Origin of the sequence: Pantoea sp. EA-12 (genome assembly GCF_030053355.1) — a bacterium.
GTDB classification, from domain to species: Bacteria; Pseudomonadota; Gammaproteobacteria; order Enterobacterales; family Enterobacteriaceae; genus Pantoea; species Pantoea vagans_C.
Genome location: NZ_JASGBY010000021.1, coordinates 60,748 through 77,909, shown reverse-complemented (window position 1 = coordinate 77,909; position 17,162 = coordinate 60,748). Strand labels below are relative to the sequence as shown.

Genomic DNA, 17,162 nt, shown 5'->3' with positions numbered 1-17,162 from the left:
GGCTGTTATGATTGAGTTTTTGCGTTTCCCGGTGAAGCTGACGTTCGCGCTGGTTGCCGCGCTGATGATTGGCTTTCACTTTAATCTGGAAACGCCGCGTTGGGCGGTCATGACCGCCGGCATTGTGGCCGGTGGTACCGCCTTTGCTGCAGGGGGCGATCCCTATTCTGGCGCACTGCGCTATCGCGGCATCTTGCGCATCATTGGTACGTTTATCGGCAGCATCGCCGCACTCACCATCATGATTGCCACCATCCGGGCACCGGTGGTGATGCTGCTGCTGTGCTGTTTATGGGCGGGCATGTGTGTCTGGCTTTCATCTTTAATCAAAGTCGAAAACTCCTACGCGCTGGGCCTGGCCGGATACACCGCGCTGATCATCGTCATCACCGCCGATGCCAGTGGCGCTTTAACGCTGGCACCGCAGTTTGCCGTCGAGCGCTGTAGCGAAATCGTCCTCGGCATTTTGTGTGCGATTCTTGCCGATATGCTGTTCTCGCCGCGTTCAATCAAGAAAGTGATTGATGCGGAAGTGGATGCGCTGCTGGTGGCCCACTACAAACTGTTGCAACTGTGCGTCGCGCACGGTGATAAAGAGGAAGTCGATAAAGCCTGGAGCGCGCTGGTGCGTCGCACCACGGCACTTAACGGCATGCGCAGCCAGCTGCTGATGGAATCCTCGCGCTGGAAGAACACCAGCCGCCGTTTGCAGATGCTGAATACGCTGTCATTGACGTTGATTACCCAGGCAGCAGAAACCTTCCTGATTCAGAATTCACGCCCGGAATACGTACCGCCTCAGTATCGTCTGCTGATTGAGAAAGAGGTCAACAACGTTAACGATGTGCACAAACGTATGAAGGTCATGCGCCGCTTGATTGGCCTCACCAGCAAAACGGTGCCGATGACGGTCGCAAGCTGGGTCGGTGCTGCCACCGAATATCTGCTGCTGATCAACGGTATTCGCAGCAATGGTCGTATCACCACGCTGGAAGAGAGTATCTTGCAGCGTGAGGTGGTGATTCAGGCACGCTCTGCTGAAACGCACCACGCAATGATTAATGGCGTGCGTACTTTTGTCGCCACTGCGCTCGGCTCACTGTTCTGGCTGTATACCGGCTGGACGTCCGGCAGCGGTTGCATGGTGATGCTGGCGGTGATCACGGCGCTAGCGATGCGTATGCCGAACCCATTGATGCTGGCGAAAGATTTTCTCTACGGCATGACCTTCGCGATCCCACTTGGTCTGCTGTACTTCGTCTACATTTTGCCGGCGACGCAGCAAAGTGCCTTACTGCTGTGTATTGCCATAGGTACTTTGGGGTTTGTCGGCGGCATTTTTGTCCAGCGTCGTCAGATTGGTACGCTAGGGGCGCTGATCGGCACCATCAACGTGCTGGTGTTGGATAACCCGATGAAATTCGAGTTCAACGTCTTCCTCGACAATGCGCTGGGGCAGTGGATTGGCTGCTTTGTCGCGATGATGGTGATTCTGTTGATCCGCGATAAGTCTAAAGCGCGTACCGGCCGTAAGCTGCTCAACCGCTTTATGTACGCAGCCGTAGCGGCGTTGACCACCAATCAGGCGCGTCGCCGGGAAAACCATCTCCCTGCGTTGTATCAACAGCTGTTTCTGCTGCTGAACCTGTTTCCGGGTGATATCGATAAATACCGCATTGCCTTAACGCTGATTATTGGCCATCAACGTCTGCGTAATGCCGAAGTGCCGATCAATCCGGAGCTATCGGCCTACCATCGTCAACTACGTTACACCGCCGATCGGGTGATCTCGGCGACCAGCGATGATAAACGCCGTCACTACTTTGAGCGGTTATTGAAGGAGCTGGAGATCTATCAGGAAAAACTTCAGCACTATGCGGCACCAGAGAGTGTGACCGAACCGGTGAAGCGCTTGTCGCTGATGCTGGAGAAGTATCAGAACACCCTCATCCAAATCTGAAACTGGCCGCTGCCACCCGCAGCGGCCTTTTTGATCCCACGTCGACACAAAACCCGATGATTTTGGCATCTATACTTTTCTGACAGGATACATACTGACAGGAGCATAACGATGTCCACTTCTCTGCAATCACATCCGCTCTTCAAAACCGGCTACTTTGTGGCAGGTCAATGGCACAGCGGCAGTACCACCTTTGACGTCACCAACCCGGCCACGGGTGAGGTGCTGGCAAAAGTGGTTAAGGCCGGTAAGCGTGAAACCGAACAGGCGATTGCCGCCGCCGAACAGGCTTTCCCGGCCTGGCGTGACAAAACCGCGAAACAACGCGCAGAAATTCTGAATCGCTGGTATCAGCTGATGATTGAGAACAAAAGCTGGCTCGGGCAGTTGATGACCGCCGAACAAGGCAAACCCTTAAAAGAAGCAGAAGGCGAAGTCGAGTACGCCACCAGTTTCATTCAATGGTTTGCTGAGCAGGCCAAGCGCGCCAACGGTGAAATCATCCCTCCGGCAAAACCAGGCTCACGTATCCTGGCCACCCGTGAGCCAATCGGCGTGGTTGCGGCTATCACGCCGTGGAACTTCCCCATGGCGATGCTGACACGCAAACTCGGCCCGGCGCTGGCCGCCGGATGCACCGGCATTATTAAACCCGCCAATAACACACCGCTGTGTGCGTTTGCCTTACTGGCGCTGGCACAACAAGCGGGAGTGCCCGATGGGGTGTTGAACGCGGTAGCGGGTGATACCCACGCCATCAGCGACGCGATAATGGCGAGCAAAACGGTGCGCAAAATCTCCTTCACCGGGTCAACGGCGGTCGGCAAAACCTTGATGCGCAATGCAGCTGAAACCATGAAAAAAGTCTCCATGGAACTGGGCGGCAATGCGCCTTATATCGTGTTTGAAGATGCGGATATTGATGCCGCAGTGCAGGGCGCGATAGCCAATAAATTCCGCAACGCGGGCCAAGTGTGCGTGAGCGTGAATCGCTTCTATGTGCACAATGCCATCTACGATCGTTTCGTCAATCAACTGGCTGCTGCGGTAGGCCAACTTAAAGTTGGCAACGGCACAGAAGAGGGCGTCATTGTCGGGCCGCTGATTGAACCGTCGGCGCTGGAAAAAGTGGAAGAGCATGTCAAAGATGCACTGAGCAAAGGGGGCACCTTGCTTACCGGAGGCGAGCGCCATCCTCTGGGCGGTAATTTCTGGCAGCCAACAGTGATAGGCGATGCTCACGAAGGCATGAAACTGGCACAGGAAGAGACGTTTGGCCCGGTGGCGGCCTGTTTCCGTTTCGACGATGAAGCCGATGTGATTCAACGCGCCAATCATACCGATTATGGTCTGGCAGCCTATTTCTATACGCAAAGCCTGCAGCGGGTATTCCGCGTGTCGGCGGCGTTGGAAGCCGGGATGATTGGGATTAACGAGTGTGCCGTTTCCACCGAACTGGCCCCCTTTGGCGGCGTGAAAGAATCTGGATTAGGCCGTGAAGGGTCCGTACTGGGGATGGAGGAGTATCTTGAGGTGAAAGCGCTGCACCTTGGCGGGCTTGCCTAGAAGAGGGCAACACAATGAGAACCGAGCGTTTCGATTTCGACGAAATCGTCGATCAAGCCCATTTCTATCGCCAGTTCAGCGATCGCTTCGCGCTGGCCGATCGTGCCGTCAGCGATCTTGACGATCTTTGGGATGCGATCATGGGTGAGTACATGCCATTGCCACTGGAGATTGAGTTTGTGAATCTGGGAAAAGGGCAGAAACGCCGATATGGCGCATTGATTCTGTTGTTTGATGAAGCAGAAGAGGAGCTGGAGGGCCAGCTCCGCTTTAATGTGACGTGATCAACTAAAAAGGGCCCCGGCGAGCGGGGCCAAAGGGTTCGTCAGAATTGACGAGGAATTATTTGTACAGCTCAGCGGTCAGGTGATAGCTGTCACCGGTTTTCGCTTCAATCACTTTGTAAGCGCTGGCACCCTGCTCATCGGCTTTCTGTGAAAGCTGGGCACGGTAATCCATGGGTGATCCACCTGTACCACTGATGGTCACGGTGCTGCCGGTAGGTTGCAGATTTTGCGCCTGCTCATCGGTCACCAGCTGTGCTGCAGAAGCACCAAAGGCAAACAGGGAAAGAAGGCTAGCGGCTGCGATGGTTGTTTTGATTTTCATAATTTTTCTCCTCGTGGCAATCAACAACCTGCGGCAAAAGTGGGTGTGGCGGGTCGTCGATCAATTGTCTGGCGCCGCACAGGCGCCTGACGTTCGATTAATACTTATTTATACAGTTCAGCAGTGACGTGGTAGGTGTCACCACGGTTACTCTCAATGATGCGATAGTGGCTGGCACCCTGAGCATCAGCTTTCTGTGACAGTTCCTGGCGGACATTCGCTTGGTCACCGTCAACACCGCTAACACTGATGGTTTGGTTTAACGATTGAAGCTGTTCAGCTTGTTCGTTAGAGACCAGACTGGCGGCACTGGCACCGAAAGACAGAACAGAAGCCAGACCCAGAACTGCGATAGCTAATTTGGTTTTCATGATTCACTCTCCTGAAATTTGGTTTGGCAACCTGAGAGGCAAATGCGTCTCAAACGGGTCGCCGTTCACACTGCGTCTTGATTCAGCAAACTTATTTGTAAAGCTCAGCGGTGGCGTGATAGCTGTCGCCAGTATTCGCTTCGATCACGCGGTAGGCTTTTGCGCCTTCTTGATCGGCTTTAGCGTTCAGTTGCTCATGGATGTCCATTGGAGAACCACCCACGCCGCTTACGCTAATGGTGCCAGCGGGTTGCAGGTTGGCTGCTTGTTGAGCATTGATAGAATCCGCTGCAAAAGCACCAAATGACAGGGCAGATAGAATGCTCAGGGTTGCGATAGTAGTTTTAACGTTCATGATATTTTTCCTCGTCGTCTATTTTTATCTTTTTCTTTCGTGTGATTTGCATCACGAAAAGAAGTATAGATCTAATCACTCATGAAATTAATATCTGGCTAATAATGTTTGGTTGTTATTCTTTATCCTTATGACGCTTTTTTAGAACTCATGGTTATAAAAAACGCCTGGATCTTAACCATTGACGGTTATTTATCCGTAAAAACAATGATCTGCATCAAATTATCTTTTTGTGCGAAAGATCGTGGTTGATCCAGCTGGCTGGTACGCATTAAGAAGCTATAACGGCTGAGCACGATATGTAAAGCAGTGTAAAATAGCGCATATGGTTAAGCAGGGGAAAAGGTCGTACCAATATTGCTCTGGCTACAGAACACGAGGATCTAAGGTTAACTTATTATTTACAAAAGGATTTGTAACAAACGGGGCGGGAAAGGGATAAAACAAAAGGGGATGACCAGCAGTGGAACTGCCGGTCTACAGTAGGGTTTTATAACTCTTGTTCGAATAAAACCAGCACAGCGTCGTGCAACTGTTTTACGGAGAAAGCGCGTGCGGGGGTAATAAAGATGGTGTCATCACCGGCGATAGTCCCGAGGATCCCCTCCGCTTTGCCGAGTGAATCCAGCAGACGCGCTATCAGCTGCGCAGCACCCGGGCTGGTGTGAATCACCACCAGCGCATCGTTGTAATCGATATCCAGCACCAAATTCTTCAGTGGGCTGGTGGTGGTCGGCACGCCCAGTTCAGCGGGCAGGCAGTACACCATTTCCATTTTGGCATTGCGGGTGCGCACCGCGCCAAACTTAGTCAGCATACGAGAAACTTTTGACTGATTGATATTTTCGAAGCCGTCTTCCTGCAGCGCCTGTACGATCTCGCCTTGAGAACTAAATTTCTCTTCCTTCAATAAGGCCTTGAAGGCTTTGATCAGGTCGTCTTGTTTTGATGGATTTCGCATAAGCTACCAATAAAAGAGGGGTGCGGCAGGCAACAGGCCTACAGCAGATAAATTATTATGCATTTAGATGAATTTTTATGCAATAAGCGTGATGAGAGAATCGCCGCATAATCCTGCGGGGGGCGGCATCATACCAGAGATTTGTGTTGCGCCAAAATCGCGGGGTGACGCGCAAAGCGAAGGTTGCAATGTTGTTATAGTATTGAAGTGGTAACAACAATATCGATGATCATTGCCGTCCATAGTTTTCTGGCTGCGAATGTATCATTCAGGCGACTTCTGAAGTGGAGATGTCTCGGGAGCCGATTGCGGCGTAGGTTAATGCGCGACAGGTGTGTCGCTATCGCCTGAGAAGTTGATTAAACTCGTAACCTGATGGATTTTCGGCATATCTCTGCCCCACCTTAATAAGGAGTTCAGGATGAAAGTTGCCGTTCTCGGTGCAGCTGGTGGTATCGGCCAGGCGCTAGCACTGCTGCTCAAAACTCAATTACCCGCAGGTTCCTCTCTCTCACTTTACGACATCGCTCCGGTGACGCCGGGTGTCGCGGTGGATCTCAGCCATATTCCGACTGCGGTAAAAGTAGAAGGGTTCAGTGGCGAAGATGCGACCCCCGCGCTGCACGGTGCCGATGTGGTGTTGATTTCTGCTGGCGTGGCACGTAAACCCGGTATGGATCGCGCTGATTTGTTTAACGTCAACGCCGGGATCGTCCGCAATCTGATCGAGCAGGTGGCCAGTACCGCACCGAAAGCGCTGATTGGCGTGATCACCAACCCGGTGAACACCACCGTGGCGATTGCCGCTGAAGTGCTGAAAAAAGCCGGCGTCTATGACAAAAACCGTTTGTTTGGCGTGTCGACGCTCGACATCATCCGCGCCAATACTTTTGTTGCTGCATTGAAAGGCAAACAGCCAACCGAGATCGAAGTGCCGGTAGTGGGGGGGCATTCTGGCGTCACTATTCTGCCACTGCTGTCGCAAGTTAAAGGCATCAGCTTCAGCGATCAGGAAGTGGCTGACCTGACCAAACGCATTCAGAATGCCGGCACTGAAGTTGTCGAAGCCAAGGCGGGTGGCGGATCGGCAACCTTGTCGATGGGGCAAGCGGCAGCGCGCTTTGGTCTTTCGCTGATTCGTGCCCTGCAGGGCGAAGCTAACGTGGTGGAGTGTGCCTATGTTGAAGGCGATGGTGAGTACGCGCGCTTCTTCTCACAGCCGCTGCTGTTGGGCAAAAACGGTATTGTAGAGCGCCGTCCGCTGGGGCCATTAAGTGCGTTTGAGCAACAGGCGCTCAATGGCATGCTGGAGACGTTGAAGAAAGATATCGCGCAAGGCGTAGAATTTGTGAAGTGATGTTCAGTCGATAAAACAACGCCCGGCACTTGCCGGGCGTTTTCATTTATAAGCCACCTGATTTGAACGTCTGGCTCGAGGGCGAGCCATTACTGGCCGGCGTTTTGCGCCCCAGCGTCTCCATGCGTACCTGGAACGGCGGGAACGGCATCTCGATACCATGCTCCTCAAAACCGCGCAGAATCAGCTGGTGCAACTCATGGCGCAGCGGCATACGGTGCCCCATTTCGGCCGCGTGCACACGCAGTTCGAACAGCTGAATACCCTGCTGCAGGTCAACCAGGAACACATCTGGCGCGGGCATATCCAGTACGTAGGTACAGCGTTCGGCGGCCTGCTTGAGGATATTGGTGACTTCATCACTGTTGACGTGAGCCGGTGCAGGGATGGTCAGCACCACACGCGTCACGGAGTCTGACAGCGACCAGTTGACGAACTGCTCCGTGATGAAGGCCTTATTCGGCACGATAATCTCTTTACGATCCCAGTCGGTAATGGTGGTGGCGCGCGTATTGATGCGGGTAATGCTGCCGGTCAAATCGCGAATCGTCACGGTATCACCAATACGGATCGGTTTTTCAAACAGGATGATCAAGCCGGAGATAAAGTTGGCGAAGATTTCCTGCATACCAAAACCTAGCCCCAGACCTAAGGCCGCCACCAACCACTGCAGCTTCGCCCATTCCACGCCAATGATGGAGAAACCAATTAAGCCGCCAATCAGCATCAGCGCATATTTGGTGAGGGTGGTAATCGCATACCCTGTGCCAGGCGTCAGGCTGAGATGCTGTAACAGCGCCAGCTCCAGCAGCGCCGGCATATTGCGTACCAGCTGCGTCGTAATGATGAACACCAAAATGGCAATCAACACGGAGCCCAGCGTGATCGGCTGAACGCTCTCCACGCCTTGGATGGTGGTGCTCACATCCCACAGCGGAATGTTGTCGAGGAAGCTAAAGGCGGAGTGGATTTCCGACCACAGCACAATCACGGACACCAGCGCAATCAAGGTGAGAATGGAGCGTACCAGGCGCAGTGACTGGGCGCTGATCTCATCCAAATCCAGACTGGGTTCATCTATCTCTATGGTGTCAGCGTTAGCCGGTGTCTGCTGCTCTTTCTCTTCTTCGCTGCGTGCGCGATTGGCCAGCATGTCAGCACGGCGTTGACGCGCACGATCAAAGGCGATGCGGCGACGCTGAATCAGCATCCAGCGGCGAATGATGTGATAAATCACCAGCAGGAAGAACCAGATACCCACCGAGGTTTCAAGACGCGCCAGCAGCGCCTGCGCGGTCGCCAGATAGCCTATGCAGGAAGCCAGTGCCGCCACCAGAGGAATGGCGATCATCAGGTTCCATAAAATACGGTTGATGAAGTTGTCGCCGTTGCCCTCTTTATCCAGATAAAGCGGAATGCCTGAGCGTTTCAGGCTGACCGTGACAATACTCAAGGCACCGCAAATCAGGATAAAGCACAGGCGGCCGAGCGTCGCGGAGAACTGCGGATCATCGAGATTGGCGAAGGCAATCAGCAGCATGATAAGCGGCACGATCAAACCAACGGTGAGTGAGTAGTAGCGCATTGCTCGTGCGACACGCGCTTGTGGCCAGCGAAAATGCACCACAAACAGCCCATCGTGGCGGGCGAAAGCCTTACTGATCATAAAGGCCCACAGCAGGGGCAGGGTGGCGGTAATGCCATCACCAATCGCCACCGCAAATGGATAAGGCCATGCATGCTGTAAACCAAAGCCCAGCGCGGCCCACAGCACCGGTACCGGCACGGCAACCAGGATTGACCAGAACACGGTGCGTAACGTCAGGCTAAAGCGGTCCTGCGTCACCTTGCCCACGCGGATGGCAGAACGCGCCATAAAGTCATTGTAATGACGGCGAGAGCTGATACTAAAGCCGACCAGTAACACGGCGCAGATGATAGGCATCACCGTTTCTTTACTGGTAAACATCATGGCCGTCGCTTTGCCAAGTTGTCCTAAGGTATCCAGCGACAGCAGACGTGTTAAATCGCGCGCCACCTCAATCGGGTATTTTAAGTCAATGGCGCTGACATCGGCGGTCCAGAAAAGATAGCGATGCGTGGCTTCTCTCACTTCCCCCAGCGCATCCTGAAGCTGCGTATTGGAGACTTTGAGTTTGGTGATTTCCAGAATCAGCGTATCGCAGCCGGAGATCAGCGAGTTGAGCAGTTCACGTTGCGTTTTCAGCTGCGCATCAAGGATGCGGCGTTGCTCGCTGGTAAAGGGTGTGCCGTCATCCTGTTTCTCTTTACGCAGATCTTTCTGCCGCTCAAGCAAATCTTCATAGTGCAGGCGCTGAACGCGCAACTGGCCCATTTCGCTGTCAATTTGCTGCGATTTTGGCATATCCGGCAGCCGTGCAACCTGGGCGCGCAAGGCTTCACCGAGCAGATTTGAGGCGCCCAGCCACTGTGATTGCTCACGCAGCGTGCTGAGTGCCTGGCGTACTTGCAAGGTTTGATTGGTGGCCAGGCGCTGCTGCGAGGCGACCAGATCCATGCGTTGGGCTTGTGCATTCAGGTCAGCAGATAATTCGCGGTTAACGCGGAACTGGTCGCTGATGGATGCGGGTAAATCCCCGCTGTTTTCTGCCAGCTGCTCGGTGCGCTCCAGCGCCAGTTCCGCTTCGCGTTGGCGTTGGTTGTTAAGCTGATTACGCAGATCCTGCAGATAGTTATCAAGCTGCGTGGCTTTGCGCTGATGCACTTCAGCCCGCATGCGCGCCAGTTCCTGGCGGTTATTGGCTGACAGCTGCGCCAGCTCTAACTCGTCAACCCGCGCTTTGTTGGCGGCATTCTCCGCCTGACGTGCATAGATCTGCGCCTGTGCCAGCGGTGTGGCGGCGGCTGAAAAACCTTGCACACGGCGATCGCTTTCGGTCATCGCGCGTCGTGCATCGGTTTGCTGTTGCGGCAGCTGCGAAAGCGAATCACTGATCTCGCGAGCGCGATCCTGCTCCTGCTGTGCCTGACGACCTTCCTCCAGTAACTGGCTGCTGATTTGCAAGATCTCTTGATCCAGCTCGGCGCTGCTCATGTTGCTACGCACCGTTTTACTGCCGTCCGTTAGCGTGGCGATCTGCTGGCGTAATTCACGCGCCAGGCGCGGAAAATCATCAATCACCTGTTGATATTGTTTGGCACGCTCCTGTGATTCATCGCGCTCAGACAGGAAATTAATCGCCGCTTCCAGCGCCTGCACCTGCTCGGCTTGAGTCGGTGTGGCTTTAGCGGATTTGGCCGCATCCAGCTCTTGTTTCAGCTGATTGGCGGGCGGAACGGTAGCGGCAAATACAGAACTGCTGAGCACCAGGCTCAGCAGTAGGGAGAGGAAAACGCGCACGGGAGAGGTTCCGGTTAGTCGGCGAGCGGGGCGCTATCGCCGGGCTGCGGCAAGGCGATGGCCAGCGGCTGACCAAGGCGGGTTTTGCTTTCAGCTTCCAGGCTCTCTGCCAGTTTCACGCGACCTGGCGCGAACAGGTTAATGACCGTTGAGCCCAGTTTGAAGCGGCCCATTTCCTGGCCTTTCAATAACACGACTGCGCCGTCATGATCGGCAGCCGGATAGCGCCAGCGCTTAATGACTCCTTCACGTGGTGGCGTAATGGTGCCGGCCCAAACGGTTTCGATGCTACCAACGATGGTGGCACCGACCAGAATCTGCACCATGGGGCCGTGATCGGTATCAAATACACAGATCACGCGCTCATTACGGGCGAACAGATTGGGGATGTTACGTGCCGTCAGCGGATTCACAGAGTAGAGATCGCCAGGCACGTAGATCATCTCACGCAGAATGCCATTACACGGCATATGCACACGGTGATAATCGCGCGGTGCAAGGTAAGTCGTGACGAACTCACCATCGATAAACTTTTCTGCCAGGTCATCATTACCCGCCAGCAGGGCTTGCAGCGTGTAGTAGTGACCTTTTGCCTGGAAAATTTGATCGCCTTCAATGCGGCCTAACTGACTGACGGCGCCATCGGCGGGCAATGCCAGTAATGACGCATCGGGATCGGTCGGACGTGCGCCTTCTTTTAACGGGCGTACAAAGAAGTCGTTAAAGGTACGATAGCTACCGGTGTGCGGTTTGCTGGCTTCCGCCATATCCACTTTGTAGTACCAGACGAAAATGTCGATGACCGCTTTGGTCAGCCAGCCACCACGACGACTGGCGCCCCAGCCAGCAAGTTCGGTAAGCCCTTTTTTGGGCAGAATATGATTCAGGCCGAGTTTAAAACGATCAAACACCGTTGCCTCCTGGCTTAATTACGCTTGGTTTTACAAAAGGGGGCGGATTGTAGCAGCGCCCCGGTCTGTTGGCGAATGTGCCCTTCATACTTCGAGCTGTAGGTGCGTTGGCTACGTGCATTCACCTCAGTCACTGACTTTAGTAAGCTCCTGAGGATTCATGCACTTGCCGCCTTCCTGAAGCTCGAATTATATTGGGTATAAACGTTAAATATCGTTATCGGGAAAGTTTTTACGCGTTTTTACCTGCGCCATACTCTCCAGAATTCGGTGGTAGTTAACGAAGCGCGACCTGGCAATGACGCCATTGTTCACCGCTTCGCGCAGGGCGCAGCCGGGATCGGTGTCGTGCTTACAGTCGCGGAAACGGCAAGTACCGAGAAACTCACGAAATTCGACAAATCCACGCGTGATTTGTTCCGGTTCCAGATGCCACAAACCAAATTCGCGTACCCCTGGTGAATCAATCACGTCGCCGCCGTGCGGGAAATGGTATAAACGGGAGGCGGTGGTGGTGTGCTGGCCCAGCCCCGAGACATCGGAAACATCGTTAGTCAGAATTTCATCGCCCGCCACATCCAGCCCTAAGAGGTTGTTCAGCAGACTGGACTTACCGACACCCGACTGGCCAGCAAAAATGCTCACGCGTCCGGTCAATGCCGTTTCCAATTCTGCCAGACCATTTTTAGCGTGGCTGGAGACCATCAACACGCGATATCCAATATGGCGATAGATATCCATCTGCTTATCGACCTGTTCACGGGCCTTTTCATCCAGCAGGTCGATTTTATTCAGCACCAGTAAAGGCTCTACGCCGAGTGTTTCACTGGCCACCAGATAGCGATCGATAATATTGAGAGACAGCTCGGGGAGGATCGCCGATACGATGTTGATCTGATCGATGTTCGCGGCGATCGGTTTGACGCCATCGTAGAAATCCGGACGAGTGAGCACGGTTTTACGTTCGTGCACCGCTTCTACGATCCCTTTACCGCCGCCAATCGCTGCGCGCCACACGACACGATCGCCGGTGACCAGCGACCGAATGGTGCGACGGATATTGCAGCGATGGACTTCGCCCGCGCTATCTTCCACGTCTGCGTGCATGCCGAATCGGCTGATCACGACGCCTTCGGACGCTTCTCCAAACAGGCTATCATCCGGTTCGGGCTTCTCGCTCCGTTGCTGCAGACGACGCTGATGGTTGGCGCTTACGCGACGTTGTTGGCCTTTCGACAGTTTGTTTTTACTCACGCATCCTCTCACGGCTTTCGCCAGGCTTCGCCCCGCTGGGCAAAACGTCTATGATACACCTGAATTGAGTGTAATGACGACATTGGCAACGGGCGGGATACGCATGACAGCTGGAAATGAACACAACCTGATTTGGATCGACCTCGAAATGACCGGGCTCGATCCTGAGCAAGATCGCATTATTGAGATCGCCACGATCGTCACAGATGCCAACCTGAACATCCTGGCGGAAGGGCCGGTGTTAGCCGTGCATCAATCAGACGCACAGCTGGCGCTGATGGATGACTGGAATGTGCGGACGCACACCAATAGCGGGCTGGTGGAACGTGTTAAGGCTAGCCAGTATGGCGATCGTGAAGCTGAGCTGGCGACCATTGAGTTCTTGAAGCAGTGGGTGCCAGCGAATACCTCACCGATTTGCGGTAATAGCATTGGCCAGGATCGTCGCTTCTTGTTCAAGTACATGCCTGAGCTGGAAGCCTACTTCCACTATCGTTATCTGGACGTCAGCACCTTGAAAGAGTTAGCGCGTCGCTGGAAGCCGGAGATTCTGCCGGGCTTTAAAAAATCCGGTAGTCACCAGGCATTGGACGATATCCGCGAGTCCGTTGCCGAGCTGGCTTACTACCGCGAACACTTCTTGCAGCTTTAATCTACAAAGGGTGCGCAGGAAACAATCAGGTTGTCGATTAAAGCAGCAAACGCGCAGAAAGCGCAAAATATTGCTTTTAGACTCTTGCGACTGAAAGGATTTCTCGTATAATGCGCACCCCGTACCGGTGAAGAATTTGAATCGGTGCGAGGCAGTAATACGAAGCACAGAATCACGATTTCAGTTTGCAGCCAAAGCAGCAAATCGAATGACAAGATTCAGAATCAAGTAGTTGAGTTGATAACAAGACGGCAATTGAACGAATGCCTGGAAGCTTACTTCAGTAAGTGACCTGGTTGAGCGAAAGCAGCCAAAGCAGTTAGCGACTCAAATACGAAGATTATGCGGGAATAGCTCAGTTGGTAGAGCACGACCTTGCCAAGGTCGGGGTCGCGAGTTCGAGTCTCGTTTCCCGCTCCAGAGTTTGCAGTAAACCATCCAAATCACGGATTTAGTCGCTATCGCGATTGTTGTGACAAGAATACCAGGATTCAGAATCAAGTATTTGAGTTTGCAGCAAGGCGGCAACTGAACGAATCCCTGGGAGCTTACATCAGTAAGTGACCTGGGTGAGTAAAGGCAGCCAACGCAGGTGCGAACTAAAATACGAAGATTATGCGGGAATAGCTCAGTTGGTAGAGCACGACCTTGCCAAGGTCGGGGTCGCGAGTTCGAGTCTCGTTTCCCGCTCCAAATTTTCATATTCATTAATGTTATTTGCTCTCGGGCGTCATCAGACATAAAACTGCTGCAGTCTTCATCGATCTTATGCGGCGTGGTTTTGTTTCTGGAAATTTTGCGCACCGCTTTAGCACCAACGATGCCTGTAGTCTGTTGCAGTTATCTTACAGGTTATCCACAAAGCGCCTGCAACGTACTGACGGCGTTTTACCCTATCTGCAAAACTGTTTTGAACAGAGTTATCCACAAGCTCTGGACAAGCCCCTGCGCGCTACTCTCTACGTAAATGTTTACAGTAATTAGTTAACCTGTTGTTTTTAAATGGATTATAGGTATTTCAGTCTGTGAATAGTCTTACCAGATGATATAACCATCCCCCTCACTAATCGGCTTTATAATTTTATTCACAGCATGTGGAAAAGGATTTTATCCTGCGTGATTGGTTAATCACGCATCACGGGGTAAGCCTTTCTCGACCGCGCGCACCAACCGCTGTTTCTTCGCAGGCTGCACATCCACGGCCTCTGCGGCCCGTTTGTGCAGCTGCTGCGCGATAGCCCAGTCAATATGCTCATCAAGCAGCGGGTGTTCGCCTTTGCGCATTTGCAACACGGCCAGATTTTCTTCTGCCCATGGCGCATTGCCCAGCGCTACCGCGATATTACGCAGCCAGCGTAAATGGCCGATACGACGAATGGCGGAGCCTTCAGTGATGCGCAGGAATTTCGCCTCATCCCAGGCAAAGAGTTCCACCAACGGCGGCGCGTGTAATACTGCACGCGGTGAAAAATCATCCTCATCTGTCAACTGACCATAACGATTCCACGGGCAGATCAACTGGCAATCGTCACAACCGTAGATACGGTTGCCAATCAGCGGGCGGAACTCTTCAGGGATCGCGCCTTCCAATTCAATGGTGAGATAAGAGATACAGCGCCGGGCATCCACCACATAGGGTTCAACGATAGCGGCTGTCGGGCAGATGGTGATGCAGGCCACGCAGCGGCCGCACTGCTCTTCCTGGGGCTGATCGACCGGCAACGGTAGGTCAATCAACAGTTCGCCAAGAAAGAACCAGGAGCCCGCCTCACGGTTGAGAATCAATGAGTGTTTGCCGGTCCAACCTAAACCTGCTTTTGCGGCGATCGGGCGTTCGAGGATGGGTGCTGAATCAACAAACGGCCGAAAATTAAGTTCACCACAGTGCGCCTGGATCATTTCTCCAAGCTTTTTCAGGCGATTGCGCAATACTTTGTGATAATCGCGGCCCAGCGCATAGCGGCTGACGTAGCCCAAATGTGGATTTTTCAGTGTTGTTGCGAAAGCGGCTTTGGCTGGCAGGTAATTCATGCGGACGCTGATCACTCGTAGTGTGCCGGGCAGCAGTTCATGCGGACGCGCGCGCATCATGCCATGACGCGCCATCCAGTCCATCTCTCCGTGATACTGCTTCTCCAGCCATTCCTGTAGTTTGGGCTCTTCCGCGCTGAGATCGGTATCGCAAATACCAACCTGCTGAAAGCCGAGTTCGCGCCCCCACAGTTTTATCTGTTGGGCAAGCTGATGAAGATCGAGAGGGTATGACATGAGAAACCAGGCAATTGAAGCAAACCCGCGCAGTTTAACACACTCTGTCTGGCCTGCGCAGGCGATGAGGCAATTGGAACGTGATGCCGCGGATAGCCTGGGCTTAACGCTATATGAATTGATGCACCGTGCCGGACAAGCGAGTTATGAACTGGCCCGTGCGCAGTGGCCGCAAACGCAGCACTGGTTGATCCTTTGCGGCCACGGCAATAACGGCGGCGATGGATATGTAGTGGCTCGACTGGCGCAGGCAGCGGGGATCAACATTACGCTGCTGGCCTGCGAGGGTAACCATCCCTTACCGGAAGAAGCGCAGTCCGCTCAGCAAGCCTGGCTAGAGGCGGGTGGTGTCATTCATGCCGCAACCGCTGCGTGGCCGGAAACGGTTGATTTGATCGTGGATGCGTTACTGGGTACCGGAATCAATCGCCCGCCGGCCGCGCCCTATGCTGGCCTGATCGATTTGACCAATGCTCATGGCGCACCGGTGCTGGCGCTGGATGTTCCATCGGGTCTGGATGCTGCTACCGGCGCAACGCCCGGAAGTGCCATCGTTGCCGACCATACTCTCAGCATGATTGCCCTTAAACCCGGTCAGTTGACTGGTAAAGCGCGCGATGTGGTGGGGCGACTGCACTGTGACAATCTGGGCTTAGGCGCCTTTCTGGCTGGCGAGGAGGCACCTGTTCTTCGCTACGATGCTCAGGATTTGGTGCGTTGGCTCAAACCGCGCCGCGCCACTTCGCACAAAGGCGACCATGGTCGGCTGTTGGTGATTGGCGGTGACAAAGGCACGGCCGGCGCTATCCGCATGACGGGCGAAGCCGCGCTGCGCAGTGGGGCAGGGCTTGTGCGCGTACTGACCCATGAAGATAATATCGGCCCGATTCTTACCGCTCGACCCGAGTTGATGGTCGATTCCCTTTGTGATGAAGCGCTGGAGCAGGCCCTGGAGTGGGCGGACGCCATCGCGATCGGCCCAGGCCTTGGACAGCGTGACTGGGCCCAGAATGCGCTGATGAAGGTTGCGGCCAGTGAAAAGCCGATGCTTTGGGATGCAGATGCGCTTAACCTGCTGGCAATCAATCAGGATTACCGTCAGAATCGCATCATCACTCCGCATCCCGGCGAAGCGGCGCGTTTACTGGGGGTGAAAACCAGCGAAATTGAGCGCGACCGCCTGCACGCCGCGCAGACCCTGGCGAAACGCTATGGTGGCGTGGTGGTGCTAAAAGGCGCGGGAACGGTTATTGCCAGCACGGATGGTGACATGGCTATCGCGGATGTGGGCAATGCGGGAATGGCGTCAGGCGGTATGGGCGATGTGCTGAGCGGCATCATTGCGGCCCTGCTGGGCCAGAAACTGACTTTACTAGAGGCAGCCTGCGCGGGCTGTGTCGTGCACGGTGCAACGGCAGATGCGGTTGCCCTGCAGCGCGGAACGCGAGGCATGTTAGCCACTGATTTGTTCGAACTGCTGTGGCAGTTTGTTAATCCAGAGATGATTCAATAATAA

Annotated in this window: 14 protein-coding genes and 2 tRNA genes; 8 read left to right on the top strand and 8 right to left on the bottom strand. The window is 54.0% G+C overall.

The window, feature by feature from the left end; translation table 11 throughout:
- Positions 1–7 precede the first annotated feature (7 nt).
- The 3 genes from aaeB to QMZ30_RS23380 all read left to right on the top strand — a co-directional run bounded on the left by aaeB (position 8) and on the right by QMZ30_RS23380 (position 3,810).
- Entirely contained in the window at positions 8–1,960 is a 1,953-nt protein-coding gene (gene aaeB, locus QMZ30_RS23390) for a p-hydroxybenzoic acid efflux pump subunit AaeB (RefSeq protein ID WP_283229070.1), read from the top strand.
- Positions 1,961–2,071: 111 nt separating this feature from the next.
- Complete coding sequence (locus tag QMZ30_RS23385; protein ID WP_283229069.1) at positions 2,072–3,526, top strand: NAD-dependent succinate-semialdehyde dehydrogenase; 1,455 nt, start codon at positions 2,072–2,074, stop codon at positions 3,524–3,526.
- A gap of 14 nt (positions 3,527–3,540) precedes the next feature.
- Entirely contained in the window at positions 3,541–3,810 is a 270-nt protein-coding gene (locus tag QMZ30_RS23380) for a barstar family protein (RefSeq protein WP_283229068.1), read from the top strand.
- A 58-nt stretch (positions 3,811–3,868) separates the two neighbouring features.
- Here the strand turns inward: QMZ30_RS23380 and yhcN (QMZ30_RS23375) are convergent, their stop codons facing one another.
- The 4 genes from yhcN (QMZ30_RS23375) to argR form a co-directional block, all read right to left on the bottom strand.
- Positions 3,869–4,135 (bottom strand): peroxide/acid stress response protein YhcN, encoded by a 267-nt coding sequence (yhcN, locus tag QMZ30_RS23375; RefSeq protein WP_039331560.1) that lies wholly within the window; start codon positions 4,133–4,135, stop codon positions 3,869–3,871.
- Positions 4,136–4,239: 104 nt separating this feature from the next.
- Complete coding sequence (locus QMZ30_RS23370; RefSeq protein ID WP_039331559.1) at positions 4,240–4,506, bottom strand: YdgH/BhsA/McbA-like domain containing protein; 267 nt, start codon at positions 4,504–4,506, stop codon at positions 4,240–4,242.
- 91 nt (positions 4,507–4,597) lie between these two features.
- The gene (gene yhcN, locus QMZ30_RS23365) at positions 4,598–4,861 is read right to left on the bottom strand and encodes a peroxide/acid stress response protein YhcN (RefSeq protein ID WP_039331558.1); all 264 of its coding nucleotides are present in this window, start codon (positions 4,859–4,861) and stop codon (positions 4,598–4,600) included.
- A gap of 490 nt (positions 4,862–5,351) precedes the next feature.
- Positions 5,352–5,822, bottom strand: a complete 471-nt coding sequence (gene argR / locus QMZ30_RS23360; RefSeq protein ID WP_039331557.1) for a transcriptional regulator ArgR — start codon at positions 5,820–5,822, stop codon at positions 5,352–5,354.
- 421 nt (positions 5,823–6,243) lie between these two features.
- Between argR and mdh the strand changes: the two genes are divergently transcribed.
- Positions 6,244–7,179, top strand: coding sequence for a malate dehydrogenase (gene mdh / locus QMZ30_RS23355; RefSeq protein ID WP_039331555.1), 936 nt, complete (start codon positions 6,244–6,246; stop codon positions 7,177–7,179).
- Between the two features lie 46 nt (positions 7,180–7,225).
- Here the strand turns inward: mdh and mscM are convergent, their stop codons facing one another.
- The 3 genes from mscM to rsgA form a co-directional block, all read right to left on the bottom strand.
- A complete protein-coding gene (mscM, locus tag QMZ30_RS23350; protein ID WP_283229067.1) occupies positions 7,226–10,561 on the bottom strand; it encodes a miniconductance mechanosensitive channel MscM in 3,336 nt (1,111 codons plus the stop codon).
- Between the two features lie 14 nt (positions 10,562–10,575).
- Positions 10,576–11,472 (bottom strand): archaetidylserine decarboxylase, encoded by an 897-nt coding sequence (gene asd, locus QMZ30_RS23345; RefSeq protein ID WP_283229066.1) that lies wholly within the window; start codon positions 11,470–11,472, stop codon positions 10,576–10,578.
- Between the two features lie 207 nt (positions 11,473–11,679).
- Entirely contained in the window at positions 11,680–12,726 is a 1,047-nt protein-coding gene (gene rsgA, locus QMZ30_RS23340) for a small ribosomal subunit biogenesis GTPase RsgA (RefSeq protein WP_058973133.1), read from the bottom strand.
- 103 nt (positions 12,727–12,829) lie between these two features.
- On the opposite strand from rsgA, the gene orn reads away from it, so the two are divergent.
- The 3 genes from orn to QMZ30_RS23325 all read left to right on the top strand — a co-directional run bounded on the left by orn (position 12,830) and on the right by QMZ30_RS23325 (position 14,071).
- Entirely contained in the window at positions 12,830–13,378 is a 549-nt protein-coding gene (gene orn / locus QMZ30_RS23335) for an oligoribonuclease (RefSeq protein WP_039331550.1), read from the top strand.
- A 344-nt stretch (positions 13,379–13,722) separates the two neighbouring features.
- A tRNA-Gly gene (locus QMZ30_RS23330) sits at positions 13,723–13,798 on the top strand.
- 197 nt (positions 13,799–13,995) lie between these two features.
- Positions 13,996–14,071 (top strand) — tRNA-Gly (locus QMZ30_RS23325).
- A 435-nt stretch (positions 14,072–14,506) separates the two neighbouring features.
- Here the strand turns inward: QMZ30_RS23325 and queG are convergent.
- The gene (gene queG / locus QMZ30_RS23320; RefSeq protein ID WP_283229065.1) at positions 14,507–15,646 is read right to left on the bottom strand and encodes a tRNA epoxyqueuosine(34) reductase QueG; all 1,140 of its coding nucleotides are present in this window, start codon (positions 15,644–15,646) and stop codon (positions 14,507–14,509) included.
- Here queG and nnr point away from each other — a divergent pair.
- On the top strand, positions 15,645–17,159 hold the full coding sequence (gene nnr / locus QMZ30_RS23315; protein WP_283229064.1) for a bifunctional ADP-dependent NAD(P)H-hydrate dehydratase/NAD(P)H-hydrate epimerase: 1,515 nt from the start codon (positions 15,645–15,647) through the stop codon (positions 17,157–17,159). The two genes, queG and nnr, sit on opposite strands and share 2 nt — an antisense overlap.
- Positions 17,160–17,162: the final 3 nt, after the last annotated feature.

Coding starts and splice junctions, on each gene's coding strand:
- aaeB (WP_283229070.1), top strand. CDS start 8: ATGATTGAGTTTTTGCGTTTCCCGGTGAAGCTGACGTTCGCGCTGGTT.
- QMZ30_RS23385 (WP_283229069.1), top strand. CDS start 2,072: ATGTCCACTTCTCTGCAATCACATCCGCTCTTCAAAACCGGCTACTTT.
- QMZ30_RS23380 (WP_283229068.1), top strand. CDS start 3,541: ATGAGAACCGAGCGTTTCGATTTCGACGAAATCGTCGATCAAGCCCAT.
- yhcN (WP_039331560.1), bottom strand. CDS start 4,135: ATGAAAATCAAAACAACCATCGCAGCCGCTAGCCTTCTTTCCCTGTTT.
- QMZ30_RS23370 (WP_039331559.1), bottom strand. CDS start 4,506: ATGAAAACCAAATTAGCTATCGCAGTTCTGGGTCTGGCTTCTGTTCTG.
- yhcN (WP_039331558.1), bottom strand. CDS start 4,861: ATGAACGTTAAAACTACTATCGCAACCCTGAGCATTCTATCTGCCCTG.
- argR (WP_039331557.1), bottom strand. CDS start 5,822: ATGCGAAATCCATCAAAACAAGACGACCTGATCAAAGCCTTCAAGGCC.
- mdh (WP_039331555.1), top strand. CDS start 6,244: ATGAAAGTTGCCGTTCTCGGTGCAGCTGGTGGTATCGGCCAGGCGCTA.
- orn (WP_039331550.1), top strand. CDS start 12,830: ATGACAGCTGGAAATGAACACAACCTGATTTGGATCGACCTCGAAATG.
- nnr (WP_283229064.1), top strand. CDS start 15,645: ATGAGAAACCAGGCAATTGAAGCAAACCCGCGCAGTTTAACACACTCT.
- queG (WP_283229065.1), bottom strand. CDS start 15,646: ATGTCATACCCTCTCGATCTTCATCAGCTTGCCCAACAGATAAAACTG.